The organism is Pseudomonas sp. MPR-R2A5, from assembly GCF_058793055.1.
The window spans coordinates 57338-82668 of sequence record NZ_JBXAFK010000003.1; the positions used below are offsets into that span (position 1 = coordinate 57338).

At 61.0% G+C, this 25331-nt stretch carries 22 protein-coding genes; 12 read left to right on the top strand and 10 right to left on the bottom strand.

All coding sequences use genetic code 11. From position 1 onward, the window contains the following. Positions 1 to 6: 6 nt before the first annotated feature. On the bottom strand, positions 7 to 825 hold the full coding sequence (gene ppsR, locus AC1Q6I_RS03020; RefSeq protein ID WP_024076878.1) for a posphoenolpyruvate synthetase regulatory kinase/phosphorylase PpsR: 819 nt from the start codon (positions 823 to 825) through the stop codon (positions 7 to 9). A 178-nt stretch (positions 826 to 1003) separates the two neighbouring features. Between ppsR and ppsA the strand changes: the two genes are divergently transcribed. The 8 genes from ppsA (at position 1004) to AC1Q6I_RS03060 (ending at position 9100) form a co-directional block, all read left to right on the top strand. After that, complete coding sequence (ppsA, locus tag AC1Q6I_RS03025) at positions 1004 to 3379, top strand: phosphoenolpyruvate synthase (protein WP_024076877.1); 2376 nt, start codon at positions 1004 to 1006, stop codon at positions 3377 to 3379. Between the two features lie 105 nt (positions 3380 to 3484). Next, on the top strand, positions 3485 to 4474 hold the full coding sequence (locus tag AC1Q6I_RS03030) for an alpha/beta fold hydrolase (protein WP_024076876.1): 990 nt from the start codon (positions 3485 to 3487) through the stop codon (positions 4472 to 4474). A gap of 189 nt (positions 4475 to 4663) precedes the next feature. After that, on the top strand, positions 4664 to 5155 hold the full coding sequence (rraA, locus tag AC1Q6I_RS03035; protein WP_024076875.1) for a ribonuclease E activity regulator RraA: 492 nt from the start codon (positions 4664 to 4666) through the stop codon (positions 5153 to 5155). A gap of 24 nt (positions 5156 to 5179) precedes the next feature. Further along, positions 5180 to 6175 carry a zinc transporter ZntB gene (locus AC1Q6I_RS03040; RefSeq protein ID WP_024076874.1) on the top strand — a complete coding sequence of 332 codons (996 nt, stop codon included), beginning with the start codon at positions 5180 to 5182 and terminating at the stop codon, positions 6173 to 6175. 86 nt (positions 6176 to 6261) lie between these two features. Then, entirely contained in the window at positions 6262 to 6507 is a 246-nt protein-coding gene (locus AC1Q6I_RS03045; protein WP_005790375.1) for a hypothetical protein, read from the top strand. Between the two features lie 2 nt (positions 6508 to 6509). Next, the gene (locus AC1Q6I_RS03050; protein ID WP_003175519.1) at positions 6510 to 7334 is read left to right on the top strand and encodes a mechanosensitive ion channel family protein; all 825 of its coding nucleotides are present in this window, start codon (positions 6510 to 6512) and stop codon (positions 7332 to 7334) included. Positions 7335 to 7421: 87 nt separating this feature from the next. Further along, positions 7422 to 8012 carry an RNA polymerase sigma factor SigX gene (sigX, locus tag AC1Q6I_RS03055; RefSeq protein ID WP_017845210.1) on the top strand — a complete coding sequence of 197 codons (591 nt, stop codon included), beginning with the start codon at positions 7422 to 7424 and terminating at the stop codon, positions 8010 to 8012. Positions 8013 to 8119: 107 nt separating this feature from the next. Beyond that, on the top strand, positions 8120 to 9100 hold the full coding sequence (locus AC1Q6I_RS03060; RefSeq protein WP_024076873.1) for an OmpA family protein: 981 nt from the start codon (positions 8120 to 8122) through the stop codon (positions 9098 to 9100). A gap of 64 nt (positions 9101 to 9164) precedes the next feature. On the opposite strand, the gene cobA is transcribed toward AC1Q6I_RS03060, so the two are convergent. The 8 genes from cobA to AC1Q6I_RS03100 form a co-directional block, all read right to left on the bottom strand. Then, positions 9165 to 9908, bottom strand: coding sequence for a uroporphyrinogen-III C-methyltransferase (gene cobA, locus AC1Q6I_RS03065; RefSeq protein WP_102623544.1), 744 nt, complete (start codon positions 9906 to 9908; stop codon positions 9165 to 9167). Positions 9909 to 9918: 10 nt separating this feature from the next. Continuing rightward, positions 9919 to 12627 carry a nitrate reductase gene (locus AC1Q6I_RS03070; RefSeq protein WP_102623543.1) on the bottom strand — a complete coding sequence of 903 codons (2709 nt, stop codon included), beginning with the start codon at positions 12625 to 12627 and terminating at the stop codon, positions 9919 to 9921. Further along, positions 12627 to 12944, bottom strand: a complete 318-nt coding sequence (gene nirD, locus AC1Q6I_RS03075; protein ID WP_024076870.1) for a nitrite reductase small subunit NirD — start codon at positions 12942 to 12944, stop codon at positions 12627 to 12629. Before nirD ends, AC1Q6I_RS03070 begins: the two co-directional genes overlap by 1 nt. Beyond that, the gene (gene nirB, locus AC1Q6I_RS03080; RefSeq protein ID WP_102623542.1) at positions 12941 to 15394 is read right to left on the bottom strand and encodes a nitrite reductase large subunit NirB; all 2454 of its coding nucleotides are present in this window, start codon (positions 15392 to 15394) and stop codon (positions 12941 to 12943) included. Before nirB ends, nirD begins: the two co-directional genes overlap by 4 nt. A gap of 298 nt (positions 15395 to 15692) precedes the next feature. Beyond that, positions 15693 to 17360: a bifunctional protein-serine/threonine kinase/phosphatase gene (locus AC1Q6I_RS03085; protein WP_102623546.1), complete on the bottom strand. Its 1668-nt coding sequence runs from the start codon at positions 17358 to 17360 to the stop codon at positions 15693 to 15695. Next, a complete protein-coding gene (locus AC1Q6I_RS03090) occupies positions 17360 to 18571 on the bottom strand; it encodes a nitrate/nitrite transporter (protein ID WP_041160996.1) in 1212 nt (403 codons plus the stop codon). The genes AC1Q6I_RS03085 and AC1Q6I_RS03090 overlap by 1 nt, the downstream gene beginning before the upstream one ends. 210 nt (positions 18572 to 18781) lie before the next feature. Further along, positions 18782 to 19357 carry an ANTAR domain-containing response regulator gene (locus AC1Q6I_RS03095; RefSeq protein ID WP_024076866.1) on the bottom strand — a complete coding sequence of 192 codons (576 nt, stop codon included), beginning with the start codon at positions 19355 to 19357 and terminating at the stop codon, positions 18782 to 18784. A gap of 13 nt (positions 19358 to 19370) precedes the next feature. Further along, positions 19371 to 20597, bottom strand: a complete 1227-nt coding sequence (locus AC1Q6I_RS03100; protein ID WP_102623541.1) for a CmpA/NrtA family ABC transporter substrate-binding protein — start codon at positions 20595 to 20597, stop codon at positions 19371 to 19373. A gap of 248 nt (positions 20598 to 20845) precedes the next feature. On the opposite strand from AC1Q6I_RS03100, the gene sctC reads away from it, so the two are divergent. The 4 genes from sctC to AC1Q6I_RS03120 all read left to right on the top strand — a co-directional run bounded on the left by sctC (position 20846) and on the right by AC1Q6I_RS03120 (position 24543). Next, positions 20846 to 22405: a type III secretion system outer membrane ring subunit SctC gene (gene sctC / locus AC1Q6I_RS03105; RefSeq protein WP_371858340.1), complete on the top strand. Its 1560-nt coding sequence runs from the start codon at positions 20846 to 20848 to the stop codon at positions 22403 to 22405. A gap of 167 nt (positions 22406 to 22572) precedes the next feature. Continuing rightward, complete coding sequence (locus AC1Q6I_RS03110) at positions 22573 to 22977, top strand: winged helix-turn-helix domain-containing protein (RefSeq protein ID WP_102623539.1); 405 nt, start codon at positions 22573 to 22575, stop codon at positions 22975 to 22977. Continuing rightward, entirely contained in the window at positions 22970 to 23431 is a 462-nt protein-coding gene (locus tag AC1Q6I_RS03115) for a transglycosylase SLT domain-containing protein (protein ID WP_102623538.1), read from the top strand. The genes AC1Q6I_RS03110 and AC1Q6I_RS03115 overlap by 8 nt, the downstream gene beginning before the upstream one ends. Before the next feature lie 86 nt (positions 23432 to 23517). After that, positions 23518 to 24543, top strand: coding sequence for a quinone-dependent dihydroorotate dehydrogenase (locus AC1Q6I_RS03120; RefSeq protein WP_024076861.1), 1026 nt, complete (start codon positions 23518 to 23520; stop codon positions 24541 to 24543). A gap of 122 nt (positions 24544 to 24665) precedes the next feature. Here the strand turns inward: AC1Q6I_RS03120 and rmf are convergent, their stop codons facing one another. Further along, the gene (gene rmf, locus AC1Q6I_RS03125; protein WP_002553055.1) at positions 24666 to 24881 is read right to left on the bottom strand and encodes a ribosome modulation factor; all 216 of its coding nucleotides are present in this window, start codon (positions 24879 to 24881) and stop codon (positions 24666 to 24668) included. Positions 24882 to 25331: the final 450 nt, after the last annotated feature.

The window sequence follows — 25331 nt, forward strand, 5'->3', positions numbered from 1 at the left end:
AATGCATTATTTGAAGCGTCGCTCGACGCCTTTCTCCACCAGAATCTTCGCCGAAATCTCCTCCACCGAAAAATGCGTGGAATTGATATGCGCAATATTCTCGCGACGGAACAGATTTTCCACTTCACGCACTTCGAATTCGCACTGGGCATAGCTGGAGTAGCGGCTGTTGGGCTTGCGCTCGTTGCGAATGGCCGTGAGGCGGTCCGGGTCGATGGTCAGGCCGAAGAGCTTATGTGAATGCGCGCGCAGGGCGGCCGGCAACGTCAGGTGCTCCATGTCGTCCTCGGTCAACGGGTAGTTGGCCGCACGGATACCGAATTGCATCGCCATGTACAGACAGGTGGGCGTTTTGCCGCAGCGGGACACGCCGACCAGAATCAGATCGGCCTTGTCGTAGTAGTGGGTACGGGCGCCGTCATCGTTGTCGAGGGCGAAGTTCACCGCCTCGATACGCTCCATGTAATTGGAGTTATGCCCAATGGAATGGGACTTTCCGACCGAATAAGAGGAGTGTTCGCTCAACTCCTGTTCCAGCGGCGCCAGGAAGGTCGAGAAAATATCGATCATGAAACCATTGGAGGTTGCGAGGATCTCACGGATGTCTTGATTGACGATGGTGTCGAAAATGATCGGCCGAAAGCCGTCTTTTTCTGCCGCCAGATTGATTTGTTGTACCATGGCCCGCGCTTTATCCACGTTGTCGATATAGGGCCGCGTGAATTTGGCGAAGGTAATGTTTTCGAACTGCGCGAGCAGGCTCTGACCCAGGGTTTCGGCTGTAATGCCGGTGCCGTCGGAAATAAAGAAAGCAGATCGTTTCATTTGAGCCCTGGGCCTTAAGCTGATGGCGAATCTTGGATATGATAGGCGCGATTTTGCCGTCCCGCAGTGGGCCGCATTCTCACTTATTTTCCAGGTCCAGGCCACAAGCGCTGGCGAATGCTCCTACTGAGCAGCCGGCGTCCTGAGCTTTTCCAACACAGAAAGTGGAGAGATCACCTTGGTAGAGTACGTAGTTTCCCTCGATAAGCTCGGCGTCCATGATGTAGAGCACGTAGGGGGCAAGAACGCATCCCTCGGCGAGATGATCAGTAATCTTGCAGGCGCTGGTGTCTCGGTGCCCGGTGGTTTTGCCACCACTGCCCAGGCTTACCGCGATTTCCTCGAACTGAGCGGTCTCAACGCCCAGATCCACGCCGCGCTGGATGCCCTGGACGTCGATGACGTCAACGCCCTGGCCAAGACCGGCGCCCAGATCCGTCAATGGATCATGGAAGCCGAGTTCCCCGAGAAGCTCAACGAAGAAATCCGTACGGCCTTCGCCACCCTGTCGGCCGGCAACCCGGACATGGCCGTCGCCGTGCGTTCCTCGGCCACCGCCGAAGACTTGCCCGACGCCTCCTTCGCCGGCCAGCAGGAAACCTTCCTCAACATCCGCGGCGTGGAAAACGTGATCCGCGCGGCCAAGGAAGTGTTTGCCTCGCTGTTCAACGACCGTGCCATTTCCTACCGGGTCCACCAGGGTTTCGACCATAAGCTGGTGGCCCTGTCTGCCGGTGTGCAGCGCATGGTGCGTTCTGAAACCGGCACCGCCGGCGTGATGTTCACCCTCGATACCGAGTCGGGCTTCCGTGACGTGGTGTTTATCACCGGCGCCTACGGCCTGGGTGAGACCGTCGTACAAGGTGCGGTCAACCCCGATGAATTCTACGTACACAAGGGCACCCTCGAAGCGGGTCGCCCGGCCATCCTGCGCCGCAACCTGGGCAGCAAGGCCATCAAGATGATCTACGGCGACGAGGCCAAGGCCGGTCGCTCGGTGAAAACCGTTGATGTGGACAAGGCCGAGCGCGCGCGTTTCTGCCTGACCGACGCTGAAGTCAGCGAACTGGCCAAGCAGGCGATGATCATCGAGAAGCACTACCAGTGCCCGATGGACATCGAGTGGGCCAAGGACGGTGATGACGGCAAGCTGTATATCGTGCAGGCGCGTCCCGAGACCGTGAAGAGCCGCACTTCGGCCAATGTCATGGAGCGCTACCTGCTCAAGGAAACCGGCACCGTGCTGGTGGAAGGCCGAGCCATTGGCCAGCGCATTGGCGCCGGCAAGGTGCGGATCATCAAGGACGTGTCCGAAATGGACAAAGTCCAGCCCGGCGACGTGCTGGTCTCCGACATGACCGACCCGGACTGGGAGCCGGTGATGAAGCGCGCCAGCGCTATCGTCACCAACCGTGGCGGGCGTACCTGCCACGCGGCGATCATCGCCCGTGAACTGGGGATCCCGGCGGTCGTGGGCTGCGGCAATGCGACCCAGTTGCTCAAAGATGGCCAGGGCGTGACCGTTTCCTGCGCCGAAGGCGACACCGGCTTCATCTTCGAAGGCGAGTTGGGCTTCGACATCAAGCAAAACTCCATCGACGCCATGCCGGACCTGCCGTTCAAGATCATGATGAACGTCGGTAACCCGGACCGTGCCTTCGACTTCGCGCAGTTGCCGAACGCCGGCGTGGGGCTGGCCCGCCTGGAGTTCATCATCAACCGCATGATCGGCGTGCACCCCAAGGCCCTGCTGAACTACGACGGCCTGCCACAGGACATCAAGGACAGCGTCGACAAACGCATCGCCGGCTACAACGACCCGGTGGGCTTCTATGTCGAGAAGCTGGTGGAAGGCATCAGCACCCTGGCGGCTGCGTTCTACCCGAAAAAGGTCATCGTGCGCCTGTCGGACTTCAAGTCCAACGAATACGCCAACCTGATCGGCGGCAAGCTCTACGAGCCGGAAGAAGAAAACCCGATGCTGGGCTTCCGCGGTGCCTCGCGTTACATCAGCGAAGCGTTCCGTGATTGCTTCGAGCTTGAATGCCGCGCCCTCAAGCGCGTGCGCAACGAGATGGGCCTGACCAACGTTGAAATCATGGTGCCGTTCGTACGCACCCTGGGTGAAGCGAGCCAGGTTGTGGATTTGCTGGCCGAAAACGGCCTGTCCCGTGGTGAGAACGGCCTGCGCGTCATCATGATGTGCGAACTGCCGTCCAACGCCATCCTGGCCGAAGAGTTCCTCGAGTTCTTCGACGGCTTCTCCATCGGCTCCAACGACCTGACCCAGCTGACCTTGGGCCTGGACCGCGACTCCGGGATCATCGCGCACCTGTTCGACGAGCGTAACCCGGCGGTCAAGAAGCTGCTGGCCAACGCCATCCAGGCTTGTAACAAGGCTGGCAAGTACATCGGTATCTGCGGCCAAGGCCCTTCCGACCACCCTGACCTGGCCAAATGGTTGATGGAGCAGGGCATCGAAAGCGTCTCGCTGAACCCCGATTCGGTGCTGGAAACCTGGTTCTTCCTGGCGGAAGGCCAAGCGTCCGCCTAAGGTCGACGCGTCAAAAGTGCCGGTCAATCGTCAGGTTGGCCGGCATTCTTATCTGTACAGGGCGGAACTCCTTCCGGACGCCGCCCTTTTTTGTGCAAGAGCATTATGCAAAGCAGCAGCAACCTGTTTCCCGTCGCCCTGATCAGCGCTGAACGTCGTGGCGACCTGAGTGAAGATGTGTATCGACTCAAACCCGGTAACAGTCCCGACGGCACCGTCGAGCTGGCCGTCACCCGGTTGGGCCTGGCCGATGTCCCGGAAAACCGGGGCATTCCGGTTATCTTGTTGCATGGCAGTTTTTCCAATCGACGCTTTTGGTATTCGCCCAAGGGCATTGGCCTGGGGGCCTATTTGGCGCGCCAGGGATTCGACGTGTGGATCCCGGAAATGCGCGGGCATGGGCTGTCCCGGCGCAACCAACAGTACGCCCGCAACCGCGTTGCCGACTATGCCCGCTACGATTTGCCGGCGATCGGCGCGTTTGTGCGCGAGCAAAGTGCGCAGGTTCCGCACTGGGTCGGCCATTCCCTCGGCGCCACTACCCTGGCAGCGGCCTTGGGGGGGAAGCACCTGGGAGCGCCGGCAGTGGCCTCGGTGGCCTTGTTTGGCTGCCAGGTGAGTCGCACCCACTGGCCATTGAAAATTCCACCGGTGGAGTGGACCGGCCGCTTGTTCTTGAAACGTTTTGGCCAGGTCTCTGGCGCTCGGCTCAAGCGTGGCCCGGAGGATGAACCGGCTGGTGTGATGATTGAGGCCATGCGCTGGAATGGCCTGTTTGGACGCTTTGGCGATGGCAAGCAGGACTGGTGGAAAGGCCTGGCCGATGTGGACGTACCGCTGCTGGCCGTCAGTGCCGCGGGCGACCGGCAGGACCCGGATTGGGCGTGCCGCAAGCTGTTCGAGCAAGTCGGCTCCGAGCACCGCCAATACCTGTGCCTGGGACGCCAGCAAGGTTTTACCGGGGACTTCGGGCATGTGGAAATGCTGGTCAGCAAACCCGCCCAGATCGAGGTGTGGCCGCTGGTGGAGCAATGGTTGAAAGATCCGCTGACACCCTCGCTGGGTGCCAGGCCTGAGGCTTTGGTCGTAGTTTGACGCAGCGCTCTGCCAAGGGCGTTTCGCTCGTGTGTGGTTGCGGCTAAGATATGACGCGTTAATCGCTTCTGGTCATATTCAGTCGCGCAGTGGTTATTGCGTTGCGACGAAGCGGATGGGATGTTGCGCACCGGCCCAGGCTGACGCTTCTTTCGAAAGACTCTTCTTTGACAGAAAGGAATTTTTTCAATGAACCATTACGTGACCCCCGACTTGTGCGACGCCTACCCGGAACTGGTGCAGGTGGTCGAGCCGATGTTCAGCAACTTCGGCGGTCGAGACTCCTTTGGCGGCGAGATTGTCACCATTAAATGCTTCGAAGATAACTCTCTGGTCAAGGAACAGGCCGACCAGCCAGGTACCGGCAAGGTATTGGTGGTCGACGGTGGTGGTTCGCTGCGCCGTGCGCTGCTGGGCGACATGATCGCCGAAAAAGCCGCGAAAAACGGTTGGGAAGGCCTGGTGATCTATGGCTGCATCCGGGATGTCGACGTGATCGCCCAGACCGACCTGGGGGTGCAGGCCCTGGCCAGCCATCCGATGAAGACCGACAAGCGCGGTATTGGCGACTTGAACGTGGCGGTCACCTTTGCGGGTGTGACGTTTCGCCCGGGTGAATACATCTACGCCGACAATAATGGCGTGATTGTGTCGCCCAGCCCGCTGAAAATGCCTGAATAAACCGCAATAGCCAACGGGGTGAGGATGTTCGAGGAAGAAAACGCGCAATGGGGGCTGGTGCATGCCCTGGTGCTGGACGGTAAAGGCGGTGCGCGTTCGATTGCCCGGACTGAGCTCGACGATTTACACATGCAGCCCCAGGAAAGCCTGTGGCTGCATTGGGACCGCAGCCATCCCCAGACCCAGACCTGGTTGCGCACCTCCAGCGGCTTGAGCGAATTCGCCTGTGACCTGCTGCTGGAAGAGAACACCCGGCCGCGCCTGTTGCCGCTGCCGGACGCCGAATTGCTGCTGTTCCTGCGTGGGGTCAACCTCAACCCGGGCGCGGAGCCTGAGGACATGGTCTCGGTGCGTATTTTTGCCGCAGCCAGCCGTGTGATCTCCCTGCGTTTGCGCCCGCTGCGTGCCACCGATGAATTGCTGGTGCAACTGGAGGAGGGCACCGGGCCCAAGACCGCATCCGAACTCATCCTTTATATGGCGCAGTACCTCACCCATAAAGTGCAGGACCTGGTCTCGGACCTGTCTGAAATCGTCGATATCGAGGAAGAAAAACTGGATGCCGACGAACGGTATACTCCGGAGCATGGCAGCGTTTTGCAGATCCGTCGGCGAGCGGCCGGGCTCAAGCGTTTCCTGTTCCCGCAGCGGGATATTTTTGCCCAGCTGACGCGGATCAAATTGCCGTGGTTTTGTGATGACGATGCCGACTACTGGAACGAATTGAACAACAGCCTGACCCGCTACCTGGAAGAGCTCGAATTGACCCGGGAGCGCGTGGGGCTTGTGCTTGAGACCGAAGACCGGCGCTTGAGCGTGCGCATGAACCGCACCATGTACCGCTTCGGGATCATCACCGGGATCTTCCTGCCGATGAGCTTTCTGACCGGCCTGCTGGGGATCAATGTGGGGGGGATTCCGTTCTCTTCCAGCCCCTACGGATTTGTGATTGCCTGCCTGCTGATGGTCTCGGTGGCGCTCGGACAATGGTGGCTATTTCGACGATTGCGCTGGGTTTGACCTGAATATGAGCTGAACGTAGGAAGGGTCCCATGTGACCTCAAGAATTTTACCCTCGTCTTTTAAAACACTTGCGAGAGGTCTTTATGCACGATCCGTTCGAACAGTCTTTGCGTGACATGCTCAATGCCTCGCCGTCCAACCGCGACGACGATGCTTGCCTGGGTCGCGTGTTGAAAACCGCCAACCGTCAGGTGGGTGCGGGGGACCTGTTCGGCCTGCTCGGTCGGTGGTTACCGGCGTTGATGATGGCCCTGAACAACGGTTCAGCCCATGTATCGCCGGTTTCCCGTCGTAAACCTCTTGCTCGCACTGCTGATAAGGCTGATTGAATATGGAACTTGATCTCTGGACCCAGAGCCTGGTCACCGCGATGACCGCATTGTGGACCAAGGTGGCGAATTTCATTCCCAACCTGTTTGGGGCGCTGGTCCTGGTGCTGCTGGGCTTTGTCGTGGCCAAGCTGCTCGACACCCTGCTGTCCAAATTGCTCGCGAAACTGGGCCTTGATCGCCTGATGGCAGGTACCGGGCTGACCAAGCTGCTCGGCCGCGCCGGTCTGCAAGTGCCGATTTCGACCTTGATCGGCAAGATCGTCTATTGGTTCGTATTGCTGATTTTTCTGGTTTCTGCGGCTCAATCCCTTGGACTTGAGCGAGTTTCAGCTACGCTCGACATGCTTGCGCTGTATTTACCGAAGGTTTTCGGTGGCGCGCTGGTCCTGCTTGTCGGCGTTTTGCTGGCGCAACTGGCCAATGGGCTGGTGCGCGGTGCTGCCGAAGGGGTAGGGCTGGACTATGCGGCAGGCCTGGGGCGAATTGCCCAGGGGCTGGTGATCATCATCAGTATTTCCGTCGCGATCAGCCAGTTGGAGGTCAAGACTGACCTGCTCAACCATGTGATTGTGATTGTTTTGATTACCGTTGGTCTGGCCGTTGCGCTGGCCATGGGGTTGGGAAGCCGGGAAATTGCCGGCCAGATTCTTGCGGGAATCTACGTGCGTGAGTTGTATCAGGTGGGGCAGCAAGTGCGTGTGGGCGAGGTCGAAGGGCAAATCGAGGAGATCGGCACGGTCAAGACAACGGTGCTGACCGATGACGGCGACCTGGTGTCGCTGTCCAATCGGATTCTCCTGGAGCAGCAGGTCAGTAGCCGCTAACGCGGCAAACCCTGCTAATGTACGCCGCCGCGAACCTGGGTGACCGGATTGCAGCGGACATTGACCTGACTGTCGGCACGACTTGTTTTGAATAAAGCCCAAACGCTGTCCACGCGCTATGACCCCCGTGAGCTCTCTGATGAGGAGTTGGTCGCGCGCGCGCACACGGAGCTGTTTCACGTAACTCGCGCGTACGAAGAATTGATGCGCAGATATCAACGCACTCTGTTCAACGTTTGTTCAAGGTATTTAGGGAACGATAGAGATGCGGATGATGTCTGTCAGGAAGTGATGCTCAAGGTGCTGTACGGCCTGAAGAACTTCGAGGGCAAATCGAAGTTCAAGACCTGGCTCTACAGCATCACGTACAACGAGTGCATCACGCAGTATCGGAAGGAACGGCGAAAGCGTCGCTTGATGGACGCCTTGAGTCTCGACCCCCTTGAGGAGGCGTCTGAAGAAAAGACGCCGGCACCCGAGGAGAAGGGTGGACTTGATCGCTGGTTGGTGCATGTGAACCCGATTGACCGGGAAATTCTGGTGCTACGATTTGTCGCAGAGCTGGAGTTTCAGGAAATCGCCGACATCATGCACATGGGTTTGAGTGCTACAAAAATGCGTTACAAACGTGCTCTTGATAAATTACGTGAGAAATTTGCGGGCGAGACTGAAACTTAGTGCGTGGCAAATATCTCTTACGTGTAGGCAAGTTCTGTTAGACTTGTCGCCGAGTTGTCCCCCGGTTTGTGGGACTGCTTTACAATCACCAGATGGGGATTTAACGGATGAAACTGAAAAACACCTTGGGCTTGGCCATTGGTACTCTTATTGCCGCTACTTCTTTCGGCGCGCTGGCACAAGGCCAAGGCGCAGTTGAAGGCCAGCTGTTCTACAAAAAGCAGTTCAACGATAGCGTCAAGCACATCGAAGACGGCTATAACCCTGGCGCTAGCATCGGTTACTTCATTACCGACGACGTGTCGGTTAACCTGAACTACGACACCACCAACCACACCCGTTCGAACGACGGTACTGGCAACCAGAAGATCAAAGGTGACACTGGCAGCGTGACTGCTCAGTACCACTTCGGTCAGGCCGGTGTTGACTCCCTGCGTCCATACGTAGAAGGTGGTTTCGGTCACCAGAGCCGTACCAACGTACAGGCTGACGGCCACAGCGGTCGCGACCAGTCGACCCTGGCTATCGCTGGCGCTGGTGTGAAGTACTACTTCACCAACAACCTGTTCGCTCGTGCTGGCGTTGAGTCTGACTACAACCTGGACAACGGCAAGTGGGACTACTCCGCACTGGTTGGCCTGGGCGTGAACTTCGGCGGTAACGCTGGCGCAGCTGCTCCAGCTCCTACCCCAGCACCAGCTCCAGAGCCAGTTCCAGAGCCAGAAGCTCCGGTTGCTCAGGTTGTTCGTGTTGAGCTGGACGTCAAGTTCGACTTCGACAAGGCCGTTGTTAAGCCTAACAGCTACGGCGACGTGAAAAACCTGGCCGACTTCATGGCTCAGTACCCAGCTACCAACGTAGAAGTTGCTGGTCACACTGACTCCGTAGGTCCAGACGCTTACAACCAGAAGCTGTCCCAGCGTCGTGCTGACGCTGTTAAGCAAGTCCTGGTTAAAGACGGCGTTGCTCCTAGCCGTATCACCGCAGTAGGTTACGGCGAATCCCGCCCAGTTGCTGACAACGCAACTGAAGCTGGTCGTGCCATCAACCGTCGCGTAGAAGCGTCGGTAGAAGCTACCGCTAAGTAAGTAATTACTGAGTGGTAGAAAAAAGCCCGGCTTAGGCCGGGCTTTTTTTCGCCTGGAATTTGCCTCAGGCGCTGGCGGCTTCTCTCAGCTGGGCGACCTGTGCCATGCCGGCCACCTGGCCAATCACCAGGATCGCCGGGCTCTTCAGGGCGAACGCCTGCGCATCCTCGTGCATGCGCCACAGCTCGCTGCGGCACTCGCGTTGCTGCGCCAGCGAGGCATTTTCGATCATCGCCACTGGCGTATCCGCCGCCATGCCGCCTTCAAGCAATTGCTCGCGAATCTCCTCCAGCTTCGCCACGCCCATGTAAACCACCAGTGTCGTGCCGCCCTCGGCCAAGGCTCGCCAGTTCAGGCGGCTGTCGTCTTGGGTATGTGCGGTGACCAGCGTCACGCCGCGACTGACCCCTCGCAACGTCAGGGGAATATCGCAATTCGTCGCCCCTGCCAGCCCTGCTGTGATTCCGTTGACCAACTCCACCTCGACCCCACGCTCGCGCAGCCAGGTGGCCTCTTCGCCACCCCGGCCGAAAATGCAGGGGTCACCGCCCTTGAGGCGCACCACGCATTTGCCCTGGCGCGCATAGCGCAGCATCAGGCGGTGGATAAAATCCTGCGGCGTCGAGCGACAGCCACCGCGTTTGCCGACGGTAATCACTCGCGCATCGCCGCAATGCTCCAGCACCGCCGGGTTGACCAGGTCATCGATCAGCACCACATCGGCGGCGTGCATCGCCCGTACCGCCTTGAGGGTCAGCAACTCCGGATCACCGGGGCCTGCGCCCACCAGCCAGACTTTTGCGCTCATTTTGTTGCCCTCACACACTGATTGCGATTGGCTGCGGGTTGCTGGCCAATAGACGTTTGATTTCCGGTACACAGGAACCACATTGCGTGCCGCAGCCCAGTTCCTGTTTGAGCCCCTCCAGGGCCAGACCCCGGGCAATGCCGGCACACACCGCGTTTTCGCTGACGTTCTTGCAGTTGCACAGGATCTTGCTGCTCGCCGCCGCGCCGCCGGGTGCTGCGCTTAAGGGCGCCAACAGCCAGCGCCGCAACTGATCGTCGGTGCGACCTTCCAGCCACAGGCTTTGCAGCCAGTGGCGGGCCAGGGTTTCACCCGCCAGGCGCACCGCCGTAATACGGCCTTTCTCGATTTTTACCCGCTTGCCGATGGAGCGACGCGGGTCGTCGTAGGCCATCACCGGTCCGTCATGCAGGCCCAGCAGTTGGTCGATACGGGTCAACAGTTGCAGGTCGGGTGCCTCAGTATGTGCCGCGCGTACCAGCAACGCTGGCCGCTCACGACCGGCCAGGCTCAGGCTGACGTAGGCAAAGCCCTCGCACAGTGGGCGCAAGGCCTCGAAGTGTTGCTGAACATCGCCTTCGATCAGTGCAAACAACTGCCACGGCAGTTGCACGGCTTCCAGGCGTACGCCGCTGTGCTTGAGTTCCGGCTGTTTGGATAACGGATCGAATGCTGGCTGGGTGAGGCCATTGACGCCGCCCTTGAGAAAACGATCGCCCCAGTGCATGGGCAGGAAGGCTTGGCCGGGACGCACACTGTCATCGCTGCTGACCGCGACGATCAGGTGGCCACGACGGCTTTTCAGGTTGACCAGGTCACCGTCCTTGAAACGATGCCGGCGCAGTTCGTCCGGGTGCAGGCTGAGCCGCGCCTCACTGACGTGGCCGAACAATTGCGCGGCGGTGCCGGTGCGGCTCATGCCATGCCATTGGTCGCGCAGGCGTCCGGTGATCAGGGTCAGGGGGAAGCGTGCGTCACGCTGCTCCTTGGCTGCTCGATAGGGATCGGCGATAAAGTGTGCGCGGCCATTGTCGGTCGGGAAGAGCCCATCGGTGTACAGGCGCGGTGTTCCAGCCTGGGCGCCCAGGGGAAATGGCCACTGCTGCGGGCCGATCTGGTCGAGCAGGGCATGGCTGATACCCGACAGGTCCAAGTCACGGTCGCGGGTCAGCAGCTTGTACTCGTCAAAGAGCTGCGCCGGTTGCTCGAACGCGAACAGGCTGTTCAAGCCAGGGCGCAGGCGACGCTCCAGACGCTGTGCGAAATCCACGGTAATCGCCCAGTCCGCACGAGCTTCACCCGGAGGGGCAATGGCCTGGCGCACATGGGAAATACGCCGTTCGGAATTGGTCACCGTGCCTTCTTTTTCGCCCCAACTGGCGGCGGGTAACAGCAGGTCGGCATAGGCGGCGGTTTCGGTGGTACGAAACGCCTCCTGCAACACTACAAACGGGCAGGCTGCCAGGGCCGCGCGCACGTTGTTCTGGTCTGGCAGCGATTGCGCAGGGTTGGTACAGGCAATCCACAGGGCCTTGATCTTGCCCGCCTGCACCTGTTCAAACAGTTCGATGGCAGTGAGGCCAGGGGTAGCCGGTAATTGCTCCACGCCCCAATACGCGGCCACTTCAGCCCGATGCTCGGGGTTGGCGGCCTCCCGATGCCCGGGCAGCAGGTTGGACAAGCTGCCCGTCTCGCGGCCGCCCATGGCGTTTGGCTGGCCGGTCAACGAGAACGGCCCGCAACCTGGGCGGCCGAGGGTCCCGGTCGCCAGGTGCAGATTGATCAGCGCGCTGTTTTTCGCACTGCCGGCGGTGGACTGGTTGAGCCCCATGCACCACAGCGATAAAAAGCTGCTGGAGGTGCCTACCCATTCGGCACACAGGCGTAATTGCTCGACGCTGATGCCGCACAACTGCGTGACCATCTGTGGCGTGTAGTCGTGCACCAGGCGTTTGAGTGCGGCCAGGCCGTCGGTGTGGGCCTGGATAAAATCACGGTCGATCCAGTCTTCCCACAGCAGCAGGTGCAAAATCCCGTGGAAGAGCGCCACGTCTGTGCCCGGCAGGATCGCCAGGTGCAGGTCAGCCAAATCACAGGTATCTGTGCGGCGCGGGTCGATCACCACGACTTTCATCTGCGGCCGCCGTGCCTTGGCCTCTTCCAGGCGTCGGAACAGTACCGGGTGGGCGTAGGCCATATTGCTGCCGACGATCATCACGCAGTCGCTGCATTCGAGATCTTCATAGCTGCATGGCGGCGCATCGGCGCCCAGGCTGCGCTTGTAGCCGACCACCGCCGAGGACATGCACAGCCGCGAGTTGCTATCGATATTGTTGGTGCCGACCAGGGCCCGGGCCAGCTTGTTGAAGCTGTAGTAATCCTCGGTCAGCAACTGCCCGGAGATGTAGAAGGCCACGCTGTCGGGCCCGTGTTCGGCGATGGTCTCGGCGAATACGTTGGCCGCATGTTCCAGGGCGGTGTCCCAACTGGTGCGGGTGCGGGCCAGGCCCTTGCCCAGGCGCAACTCCGGGTACAAGGCGCGGGCGCTGAGGTCGCCGGTCAAATGCAGGCTGGCGCCTTTACTGCACAGCTTGCCGAAGTTGGCCGGGTGGTTGGGGTCGCCTTGCACGCCGAGGATCTGTTCGCCGTCATGCTCGATCAGCACGCCGCACCCCACCCCGCAGTAACAGCAGGTGGACGCGGTGGTCTGGCGGTTCATCAACCGGCGTCCCGCAGGGCCAGCATCACCCGGCCGTTTTCCACACGGGCGGGATGATGATGGGCGCAGCCGATATCCGGCGCCAGGGCTTCGCCGGACGCCAGGTCAATCTGCCAGTTGTGCAGCGGGCAGGCCACGCGTTTGCCGTAGATCAGGCCTTGGGACAGCGGGCCGCCCTTATGCGGGCAGCGGTCGTCGAGGGCAAAGACTTCGTCGTCGCTGGTACGAAAAATCGCGATGTCGCCTTTGGGTCCATTGATGATGCGCGAGCCCAGGGTGTTGATCTCGTCGAGGGCACAGATATCCAACCAGTTCATGCCGGCACCTCCAGTTGTTTGACGGGGATGACCTCGAACTCCTTTTTCAGCAGCGGCTGTTCCAGGCGTTCTTTCCACGGGTCCTGTTCGAACGACAGGGAGAATTGCAGGCGCTCATTGAGGGCCTTGCGCCGGGCCGGGTCTTCCAGTACGGCTTTCTTGATGTGGTCCATGCCCACCCGTTGCAGGTAGTGCACGGTGCGTTCCAGGTAAAAGGCCTCTTCGCGGTACAGCTGCAGGAACGCGCCGTTGTATTCGCGCACTTCCTCGGCGGTCTTGAGCTTGACGAAGAACTCGGCGACTTCGGTCTTGATCCCGCCGTTGCCACCGATGTACATCTCCCAGCCGGAGTCCACACCGATAATGCCGACGTCCTTGATACCGGCTTCCGAGCAATTGCGTGGGCAACCGGACACCGCCAGCTTCACCTTATGCGGCGACCACATGTTGAACAGGTCATGCTCCAGTTCGATTCCCAGCTGTGTGGAGTTCTGCGTGCCGAAGCGGCAGAACTCGCTGCCGACGCAGGTCTTCACGGTGCGGATGGATTTGCCGTAGGCGTGGCCGGACGGCATGTCGAGGTCCTTCCACACGCCGGGCAAGTCCTGCTTCTTGATGCCCAGCAGGTCGATGCGCTGGCCGCCGGTGACCTTGACCATCGGCACGTTGTACTTGTCGGCCACGTCGGCGATGCGCCGCAGTTCCGAAGGATTGGTCACACCGCCCCACATCCGTGGGACGACGGAGTAGGTGCCGTCTTTCTGAATATTGGCGTGGGCCCGTTCGTTGATCAGGCGCGATTGCGGATCGTCCTTGGCTTCACCCGGCCAGGTGGAAATCAGGTAGTAGTTCAGCGCCGGGCGGCAGGTGGCGCAGCCGTTCGGGGTGCGCCAGTTCAGGTAGCCCATGGTGTCGGCGATGGTCAGCAAGTGCTGTTCGCGGATGGCCTGGCGGATTTGCCCGTGGTTGAGGTCGCTGCAACCGCAGATGGCTTTTTCGCTCTTGGGTTTGACATCGGCTGCACCGCCCACGGTGTTGATCAGGATCTGTTCCACCAACCCGGCGCAGGAACCGCAGGAGCTGGCGGCCTTGGTGTGTTTTTTCACCTCGTCGACGCTGAACAGCCCGTGTTCCTGGATAGCCTTGACGATGGTGCCCTTGCACACGCCATTGCAGCCGCAGACTTCGGCGTTGTCGGCCATGCTCATGGCTTTGTCCTGGCCTTGATGGCCGACGTCACCCAGGGCGTTTTCGCCGAACATCAGGTGGTCGCGGATCTCGCCAATTGCGTGGTTCTCACGGATTTGTCGGAAATACCAACCGCCGTCGGCGGTGTCACCGTACAGGCAGGCGCCGACGAGGATGTCGTCCTTGATCACCAGCTTCTTGTAAACGCCGCCAATCGGATCGGAGAGGGTGATGGTCTCGGTGCCTTCGCCGCCCATGAAGTCGCCAGCGGAGAACAGGTCGATGCCGGTGACCTTCAGCTTGGTCGAAGTCACCGAGCCCTTGTAGGTGGCAAAGCCCAGTTGGGCCAGATGGTTGGCACACACCTTGGCCTGCTCGAACAGTGGCGCTACCAGGCCATAGGCAATCCCGCGATGGCTGGCGCATTCGCCGATCGCGTAGATGCGTGGGTCGTAGGTTTGCATCGTGTCGTTGACCAGAATCCCACGGTTGCAGGGGATGCCGGATTTTTCCGCGAGTTCGGTATTGGGCCGGATGCCGGCGGCCATCACCACCAGGTCGGCGGGGATGATGTCGCCATTCTTGAATTGCACCGAGCCGACCCGGCCATTGCCGGCGTCGTGCAGGGCCTGGGTCTGTTCGCACAGGCGAAATACCAGGCCACGGCTTTCCAATTCGGTTTGCAGCAGTTGGCCGCTGGTCTTGTCCAACTGGCGTTCCAGCAGCCATTCGCCGAGGTGCACCACGGTCACGTGCATGCCGCGCAGCATCAGGCCGTTGGCGGCTTCCAGGCCGAGCAGGCCGCCGCCGATCACCACGGCGTGCTTGTGGGTCTTGGCGGTCTCGATCATCGCCTGGGTGTCGGCGATGTCGCGGTAGCCGATCACACCCTGCAGGGTGTTGCCCGGAATGGGCAGGATAAACGGTGTGGAACCGGTGGCGATCAGCAGGCGATCGTACTCGGCCTCGGTCCCGTCTTCGGCAATGACCTTGCGTTTGACCCGGTCGATTTGCACCACTTTGCGGTTGAGCAGCAGCTTGACGTGGTTGTCCAGGTACCAGTCGAGGTCGTTGAGTACGATCTCTTCGAAGGTTTGCTCACCGGCCAGCACCGGCGAGAGCAGGATGCGGTTGTAGTTGGTGTGGGGCTCGGCGCCGAACACGGTGATGTCGTACAGCTCGTTGCTCAGCTTGAGCAGTTCTTCCAGGGTGCGGACCCCGGCCATGCCGTTGCCGATCATCACTAATTTGAGTTTTTTCATATCGTTCTCCGCATGGGTTCGACCCATCACGCGCAAACAAAAAAAGGCGTCCCCGCTAGTTACCTAGCGAGGACGCCTTTGTCCTGGTCCCGTTCTCTCGGGAAGCTCGACCCTTCGACGTTGAAGGTGCGGCTATATGTTGGGTGTTGGGAAAGCTAATGCAGTGGTTGTGCCAAGTTGCATGACCCTCGCATTTATTGGCTCAATCGCTCTTCATTCCCTGTTTTTTCGCACCATTTGAACGCGCGCTGCCCACATCTGGCGCATGGTCAGGCTGTAGGCGCAAGCACGCTCGTTCCTACAGGTACAGCGTGTAGAGCAGCACCAGGTTGATCAGCAGTGAGACCAGCGCCAGGGTCCGCCAGACCTTCAGGGGTTCGCGCTCCAGCAGCGGGCGTGGTCGCACGCTGAGTTCGTGGCGGTCGGCCTGTTCCAGCACCAGCAACCATTCTTCGGCGGTTTCGTAGCGCTGGGTGGGATCGGCGGCCACGGCCCGTTCCAGGCTGTGGGGCAGCCAGTCCGGCAAATCGGGACGATAGCGACTGGCGCTGACCGGCAAGTTGAACCTTGGCCGTTGGAAGGCTTCGATTTCGCCGTAGGGATAATGCCCGGTCAGCAGGTAATACAGGCTGACGCCAACACTGTACAAATCTTGTTGCGCCGTAGGACGTTCGCCATTAAATGCCTCGGGTGCAATAAAGCTCGGGGTACCGGGCAGCAGGTGGGCGCGGTCTTCGGACAGGCCCGGACAGTAGGCCAGGCCGAAATCCAGCACACGCAACTCGGCGTCGTCGCCCAGCAGCAGGTTTTCCGGCTTGATGTCGCGGTGCAGGATTTGTCGGCGGTGCAGCAGGCCCACCGCGCGCAACAACCGTTCAGCGATGGACTGCCATTGCGCCAAGGGTAATGGGCCTTGGTGCTGGAACAGTTCGGCGAGGGTTTGCCCTGGGTATTCACGCATCACGTAGTACAAATGCTGACGCCCGCTGGCGGGGTGGACTTCAGGAAACGCGCGGCCGGCCACTCGGCGTAGAAACCACTCCTCCGAGAGCAGGGCTTGGCCGGCGTCGCTGTCGTCGTCGCGGCTCAGGGGCAGGGTCTTGAGCAGCCAGGGTTGCTGCTGGGCATCGCGGACCCGGTACAGTAAGGACTGACGGCTCTGCGCCAGCACGCATTCCACCTGCCAGCCTTCAAAGTGTTGGCCAACCTTGAGCGGCGGCGGCAGTGGCCATTGCTGCAACTGCACCAGGGCGTCGCCGAGGGTGGCTGCGCCCCGTTGATCGATGCGCACCAGCAGGGCGCTGGCATTGTCCTGGCTACCCGCCAGGTGTGCGGCGTTGACCAGGGTGGTCACCGCGAGGTCGAGGTCGGTCTGCTCGCGCAGGATCGCACGGATGCTGTGGTCGCCTAGGGTGGCCCATACGCCATCGCTGAGCAGCAGGAAACATTCGCCCTCACGCAGTTCGCCATCGAGGAAGTCCAGCACCAGGTGTTGATCCAGGCCGAGGGCGCGCTTGAGCACGTGCTGCATGCCCGGTTGTTCCCACACGTGGTCCGCGCTGATGCGCTGCAGCTCATCGTCCAGCCAGCGATACACCCGGCAATCGCCGACATGTGCCAGCGTAAAGCGCTGGCCGCGAAACACCAGGGCGCTGAGGGTGGTCAGCAGCGGCTGGCCGCCGCCATTGGCTTGCAGCCAGCGATTCTGTGCGAGCAATAAACGTTCGAGTGCCTGGGCCACGCCCCAGGTTTGCGGCGTGGCGTAGTAGTCCAGGGCCAGGGCCTGCAAGGTCGAGCGCGCGGCCAGGCCACCGTCGGCGCACTGGCTGACACCGTCGGCCAGCGCGCACAGGTAGCCCTTGCTCGCGGCCAGTTCCGCCACGGGGGTGACCACGCGCAGGGCATCCTGGTTTTCGGCGCGGGGGCCGATGGCGCTGGCCTGGGCGACGCTCAGTTGCAGGCTCATCAGACGCGTGCGGCGGTCACGGCGGCCGAACCCCAGGTGGTTCTCCAACGCCGCTTGACGCCGTGCAGGCCGAACCAGGCCAACACGCCCAGGCTGGCGAACAACCACAAGGCCAGTTGATAGCTGCCGGTGCTCTGCTTGATGGCGCCCATGCCCGCCGCCAGCGCGAAGCCGCCGATACCGCCGGCCATGCCGATCAGGCCGGTCATCACGCCAATTTCACGCCGGAAGCGCTGGGGCACCAGTTGGAACACTGCGCCATTGCCGGCGCCCAGGCCGAGCATGGTGCAGACGAACAAGGCCAGTGCCGCGTAGGAGCTGGGCAGGTTGAAACCCACTGCCGCGATGCAAATTGCCGCCACGCTGTACATGCCCAGCAGGGTGCGAATCCCGCCGAAACGGTCTGCCAGCGCGCCGCCCAGCGGGCGCATCAGGCTGCCGCCAAACACGCAGGCGGCGGTGTAGTAACCGGCGGTCACCGGGCTCAGGCCGTACTGGTCGTTGAAGTAGCCGGGCAGGGCGCTGGCCAGGCCGATAAAGCCACCGAAGGTCACGCTGTAGAAGAACATGAACCACCAACTGTCGCGGTCACCCAGGGCCTTGAAGTAGTCACTCATGGACTTGGCTTTCGGGCGTTCAGGCGCATTGCGCGCGAGCCAGGCGAAGACGATCAGGGTCAGGATCAACGGGATCAGGGCGAAGCCGAACACATTGCTCCAGCCAAACGCGGCGGCCAGTACCGGTGCCAGCAGGGCTGCAAACACGGTACCGGAGTTGCCGGCTCCCGCGATGCCCATCGCTTTGCCCTGGTGTTCGGCCGGATACCACTGGGAGGCCAGGGGCAGGGCGACGGCAAAGGACGCACCGGCCATACCGAGGAACAGCCCCAGCAGCAACGCTTGTTCGTAGCTGTGGATTCCCACTTTCCAGGCGATGAACAACGCCGCGATCACAATCACCTGGCCGATCAGCCCGGCGGTCTTGGGCGACAGCTTGTCGGCCAGCATGCCCATCAGGAAGCGCAGCACCGCGCCCGCCAGGATCGGCGTCGCGACTACCAGGCCGCGCTGTTGGGTGGTCAGATGCAGGTCGGCGGCAATCTGCACCGCCAGGGGGCCCAGCAGGTACCAGACCATGAAGCTCAGGTCGAAATACAGGAACGCGGCAAACAGGGTCGGGGTGTGCCCGGATTTCCAGAAGCTTGATTTCATCACGCACCTCAACGGTTGGGAGTCTTGTAAGAAGGCCTGGTGATGGAACAGCCGGCTAAGGCCGCCCCACCGGCCCCATGCACTGGGGCCAAAACGAAAAAACGCCGCCACCGGGTTCGCGAGGGCAAACCGGATGTGCGACGTCTTTGTCGTGGAGGGGCAACCGCCGTTGGTTACCTGTGAAGATTCTTTAGCAAGAGCTGAGCCAGGTCAGCCGAGCAGCTCGCTCATGGCGATGATCTGCTCCGCCACCTGGATCAGTTTCTGCTGGCGGCTCATGGCCTGGCGGCGCATCAGGGTGTAGGCCTCTTCCTCGTTGCAGGCCTTCATTTTCATCAGCAGGCCCTTGGCCAGTTCGATGCGCTTGCGCTCGGCCAACTGCTGGTCGCGGGCGTGCAACTGGGCGCGCAGGGCCTGGTCGCTTTCGAAGCGTGCCATGGCCACGTCGAGGATGGGCTGCAGGCGCTGGGCCTGGATGCCTTCAACGATGTACGCACTGACGCCGGATTTGATCGCCTGGCGCATCACACTGGGGTCGTGCTCGTCGGTAAACATGACGATGGGCCGGGGTTGGTCGCGGCTGACCAGCACCACTTGCTCCATGACATCGCGGCCGGGTGACTCGGTATCGATCAGGATCACATCCGGACGCACCGTTTCGACGCGCGCGGGCAGGTCGATGGTCAGGCCGGACTCGTCGATCACCTCGAAACCGGCCTCTATCAGTGCCGCCTTGAGGCGCCCGACCTTGCGCGGGGTGTCGTTGATCAACAGGATTCGCAACATATCAGTCCTCCTGTCAGCGCAGGGCTTGGCGGCTGGCGTGGTCGGCCATGGCATGCAGGCGGAAGCTGCGGGCATAGGCGACGGGGTCGGCGCCGTCCCAGATCTTGCCGTCGATCAATTGGCTGCTGCGCATGTCCTGGTCCCTGGCAGGCAACCCAAGTGCCGCGGCGGCCTGGCGATAGAGCGCCAGTTGCTGGACCTGCCGCGCCACGCCGAGGTAGTCCGGGTCTTCGCGCAACAGGCCCCAGCGACGAAATTGGGTCATGAACCACATGCCGTCGGACAGATACGGCAGGTTCACTGCTCCATCGGCAAAGAACCGCAGCGCATGGGGGTCTTGCCACTGGTTACCGAGGCCATCGTCGTAGTGACCCAGCAGGCGCGGCTCGATGCAGTCGAGCGGGGCGTCGAGGTACTCGCGGGCGCTGAGCAACTGAGCGGTGGAGCGACGGTTCTCGGTGCTTTGCTCGATAAAACGACTGGCTTCAAGGATCGCCATGACCAGCACGCGGGCGGTATTGGGGTATTGGTCGATAAAGGCTTGGGTGCAGCCGAGGACTTTTTCCGGATGATTGGGCCAGATTGCCTGGCTGGTCGCCAAGGTGAAGCCTTGGTTTTGCTTGACTGCGCTGGCGCTCCAGGGTTCGCCGACACAGAAGCCGTCGATACGCCCGGCCTGCAGGTGCGCGACCATTTGTGGTGGCGGTACCACCACGCTCTCCACATCCTGCAACGGGTGAATGCCTTGGCTCGCCAGCCAGTAATACAGCCACATCGCATGGGTACCGGTGGGAAAGGTCTGGGCGAAGGTCAACGGTGTTCGGCTTTGGTGCACGTGGCGATCCAGCGCCTCAGGAGTGACCACGCCTTGCTGTTGCAGGCCGTGGGACAGGTTGATGCTCTGGCCATTCTGGTTCAGCCCCATCAGCACCGCCATGTCGGTCGGGGCGGTGCCGCCAATGCCCAGGTGCACGGCATAGATCAGGCCATACAGGCCGTGGGCGGCATCCAGTTCGCCGCTGACCAGTTTGTCGCGCAGGCTGGCCCATGACGACTGGCGCTTGAGGTTCAGCGTCAAACCATAGGGTTGGGCGAACCCCTGGGTTGCCGCAACCACCAGCGAGGCGCAGTCGGTCAAGGCCATGAAGCCCAGGTCGAGGCTGCTCTTTTCCGGGGCGTCACTGCCGCTGACCCAGGCCAGAGGGTCTTTTATCGGGCTGCTGCCTACCGAATCGTTCATCAGTGCCTACCTTTTCGTTCAAAAAAAAACGTCGTCCCTTCAGATGGCGGTGTAGGCCATTGCAGGTAACGACGCCTTTGTCCGTAAGCCCGCTCCGTCGTTGGCGCGTGCTCTGATGCAGAGTGCAAAGCAAGGCACATGCCACGGGGCGACAGGCGCCGTTCGCCGTCAACTTTTCATCAAGATTGAAACCCGGCCGGCTTTCAGTATGGCTGACTCTTTACGCCAGACCGCCCAGGAATCCCACGGTGTACGCTGACTTATCCGCAACCACGACCGTTCATTGGCCTTGCCGCTGGCTGCTATGCGCTGTACTGATGCTGGGCTGCGCGTCTGCGTGGGGGGAGACCTACCAGGCACAGGATGAAAGCCTTCACACGTTTTTTACCGCGTTGTCAGTGCCCTTCGGCCTGCCTATCGTCGTCAGCCGGGAGGCCGCCCGCCGACGCATCAGCGGCACCTACGACTTCGGCAACGCGCGGCAGGTCCTGGAGGCGGTTGCCCGGCAATACGGCCTGATCTGGCACAGCGATGGCCAGGTGCTGCACCTCTACGACGCCGCCGAGGCGAAAAGTTCGGCAGTGGCGCTGCGGCATATTTCCGTTGAAAAGTTGACTGGGCTCATGCGCCGTTCGGGCCTGGATGATTCGCGTCACCCCCTGCGACAGAGCGGGGAGCGGATGTTCTATGTGACCGGGCCGTCGAACTATGTGGACCAGGTGTTGCGGCTCGCGCAAACGCTGGACCGGCCGCAGGCTGATTTGCGCGTGGGCCCCCACACATTCGGTGTGGTGCAGGTGTTCAACACCCACGTGGCCGACCGTCGGTACGCCATGGGCGATGACCATGTGAATGTGCCGGGGGTGGCGTCGATGATCGAGACCCTGTTGGCCAACGAGCGCAGGCGTAACCCGCAACCAGCGAATGACATGCTGGCTGACAAGAGCCTTTCGGTATTTGCGTACCCGGATACCAACAGCCTGTTGATCAAGGGCACCCCTGCCCAGGTGCGTTTTATCGAACGACTCGTCGCGGAACTGGATATGCCCAAGCGGGCCATCGAGGTGTCGTTATGGCTGGTGGACGTGGACAGCGAGGAACTCAGGAAGATGGAGATGGGCTGGCCTGACGAGGCCAACCCTTCAGCCGCGGCGACGCGAGTGCTGGAGCCTTCGGAAGATAATCGCTTCATGGCGTTGGTCACTGCGCTGGAGCGTCGACGGCGGGCCAGGGTGGTGACACTGCCCGTGATATTGGCCCAGGAAAATGTTCCCGCCGTATTCCAGGACAACCAGACTTTTTATCTGCCACGACCTGGAGAAGACGGTGGCGACTGGCAGCCCGTTCGGTACGGCACCCAGGTCAGCGTGTTGCCGCGCTTCACCCATGGCAATGAAATCGAGATGCAGATCAACGCTGTCGATGGTCAGCAACTGGGCAAGGGCCGGAACCGTAAACAATCGCCTGTGGTGGGGAATGTGGGCATCAGCACGGTGATTCGGGTGCCTCAGGGCCGGCGCCTGTGGATAGGGGGCTTTCAGCGTGACGCCGAGTCCTTGGCGCGGGGCAAGGTGGCAAGCCGTGGAGGCGAGGTGCGCCTATTCGTGATCCAGGCTCGGGCGGTAGGTCATGAGCCGAGAACACTCAACGGCGCCGTGGGGCCGCCCCTCCTGACCCAGGCTCAATACGAGCGCGTGCAACGTGCGTTCGTTCGGCCTGTCGCAAAGCCCTTCAATGATCGTCAGCCCACAGGCGGATCGATCGAAGGGGAGCGGCATGAGGTTTATCTCGACAGTGATGCTCAGTGAGGGGTGATGAAGAAACGTCTTACGCATGGTCTCCCACAAAGCCTCGGATGTATGGGGTTTTTCCTAGCGTGGTTCGACCGCCAGATTTCTATAGTCATGTCTCTCGTGGTTTGGCCGGCACTGGCAATGAGGACCGTCAATGTCAGTAGTCGGATGCAGAGGTATGTATGACCGTCTTGAGTGAGCGAATGACGACGGCAACCCTGTTTTTTGCGCGCTGGACCCTTCACGGTGATGGCCGGTTGACCGGTGACGGCGTGGATATTCAATTGCCGCCCAAGGAGTGGCACGTGCTGCGGCTGCTGCTGGTTTCCGGCGGCGAACTGATGACCAAGGATCGGCTTCTGGAACTGGCATGGCCCCATGGGGAAGTTGCGGAGGAGTCGTTGACCCGTTGCATCTATTCCTTGCGTAAGCACCTCAGGGCGGACAAGGGCTTCATCAAGACGATCTATGGCAGGGGCTATCGTTTCACCTGTGCCGTGAGTATCGAGGAGCATGAGCCGCGCCGGGCCGGGCAGGGGCGCGTGGGCCGCATATGTTCGGCCTGCGGCCAGGTGAGTCATGGGTAAACCCTGGTACACCGGCCTGTTGCTGGCGGTGCTGGTGTGGAGCAATGAGGCACTGGCTTACTGCTGGGAAGAGGTGGCAGCCCGCTATGACATCGAAGCTGAATTGCTGCAGGCCATTGCAGCGGTGGAGTCGGGGTACCGCGCGCATGCGATGAATTACAGCAACAGCAATGGCACCCGCGATATCGGTTTGATGCAGATCAACAGTATTCATTTGCCGCGCCTGCTCAAGCAAGGCATTACCGAAGAGCGCCTGTTGAGTGAACCTTGCCTTTCGGTGGAGGTGGGTGCGTCCATTCTTGCGCAGTTCATCGAGCGCTTTGGCTACAACTGGACGGCCGTGGGTTCCTACAATGTGGGGGCGGGGATGGGGCCCGAGCGGGAAGCGTTGCGCATGCGCTATGCCGAAAAGATCTGGGCGCGCTATGAGGAGCTGGTGGCGTTGCGCAACTGACGATTGGGCGGCACGCCTCGCATGCAGCCCATCACCCCGGCTATAATCGCCGCCACCTTTCGCCGCCATCCGAGTCTAGCCCGCCCATGTATACCCTGGCCCGCCAGCTGTTGTTCAAACTCTCTCCGGAAACCTCCCACGATCTGTCCCTGGACCTGATCGGTGCGGGTGGCCGCCTGGGGCTCAATGGCCTGGTATGCAAGGCACCCGCGAAAATGCCGGTGTCGGTGATGGGGCTCGACTTTCCCAACCCGGTGGGGCTGGCTGCCGGCCTGGACAAGAACGGCGCGGCAATCGACGGTTTTGCGCAGTTGGGGTTCGGTTTTGTTGAAATCGGCACGGTGACCCCACGCCCACAACCGGGCAACCCCAAGCCACGGATTTTCCGCTTGCCGGAAGCCGAGGCGATCATCAACCGCATGGGGTTCAACAACCTGGGGGTTGATCATCTGTTGGCGCGGGTTCAGGCGGCGAAGTACAAGGGCATCCTTGGGATCAATATCGGCAAGAATTTCGACACGCCGGTCGAGTGTGCCGTGGATGACTATCTGATTTGCCTGGACAAGGTCTACGCCCACGCCAGTTATGTCACGGTCAACGTCAGCTCGCCCAACACCCCGGGCTTGCGCAGCCTGCAGTTCGGCGACTCCCTCAAGCAATTGCTCGAAGCCTTGCGCCAGCGCCAGGAAGACCTGGCGGTACGCCACGGCAAGCGTGTGCCCCTGGCGATCAAGATCGCTCCGGACATGAGTGATGAAGAGACCGTGCTGGTGGCCCAGGCCCTGGTGGAGTCGGGGATGGACGCGGTGATTGCCACCAATACCACCCTCAGCCGCGTGGGCGTCGAAGGCCTGGCCCATGGTGACGAGGCGGGCGGCCTGTCAGGCGCGCCGGTTCGGGACAAGAGCACGCACATCGTCAAGGTACTGGCAGCCGAGCTGGCGGGGCGTTTGCCGATCATCGCGGTGGGCGGTATCACCGAAGGCAAGCACGCAGCCGAAAAGATCGCCGCGGGCGCGAGCCTGGTGCAGTTGTATTCCGGCTTTATCTACAAGGGCCCGGCGTTGATTCGTCAGTCGGTGGATGCCATTGCAGCCTTGCCCAAGGCCTGAGAGGCGCGCAATAAAAAGGGCTCCTTAAGAGGAGCCCCTGGGCCGAAGCCCGCCGCCTGGATAAGGCGTGCGTGGTTAAGTCGTTACATATTCGTGGTGGTGTCGGAATTAAATGCCCTTGATTAGCCGACGGCGTGAAGTTCGTTGAGTCTGTGGATGCCCGCAGTGCCTGTCATACCGTCCCAGTTGTCGCCGCGTCCTTCTCGCCAGCCGTTGATCCAGGCTTGGCGTACCGACGGTAGAGTAAATGGGCAAAGCTCACGGGATTTGCCATGAACGCCATATTGATATCCGCGTAAAAATGCTCTTTCCAACGGATCACGCTTAAGTCTTCTCATAGGGTGTTTCCCTCACTTGTTGACTGTCTAGATATCCTTCGGCCTCGTCCGAGGCCGGGCAGAGTTTTTCTGCCGTTGGTGGGCTCGCTGCCGGCGTGGCGAGCCAAAGTGTCGACACCGTTACGGCGCCAACCTGTGTTGAGTTCTAACCAATAGGTCACATGGATTCAATGATCGTTTTGTCATAAGCACGTAACGATAACGATGCTATAGCCATAAGCTGGGCTGGCTTTTCGCCCCATTTATGGGGTAAAGCCAGCTATGATGTGCCCTGCGAAGAGGATTGGTTCAGTCCCTTAGTGAGAAAGACCGCCCGTTGCAGTCGGTTATTATTCGACGAAGGGTCGGAATATTTCTTTTTGTTTCATCAGATGATCTATCTGCCCCGTCAATCAAGGCCAAAAGGCCCGGCAGGCGGGGTGGGACGGCACATTCGTGCCACGCGGGCAC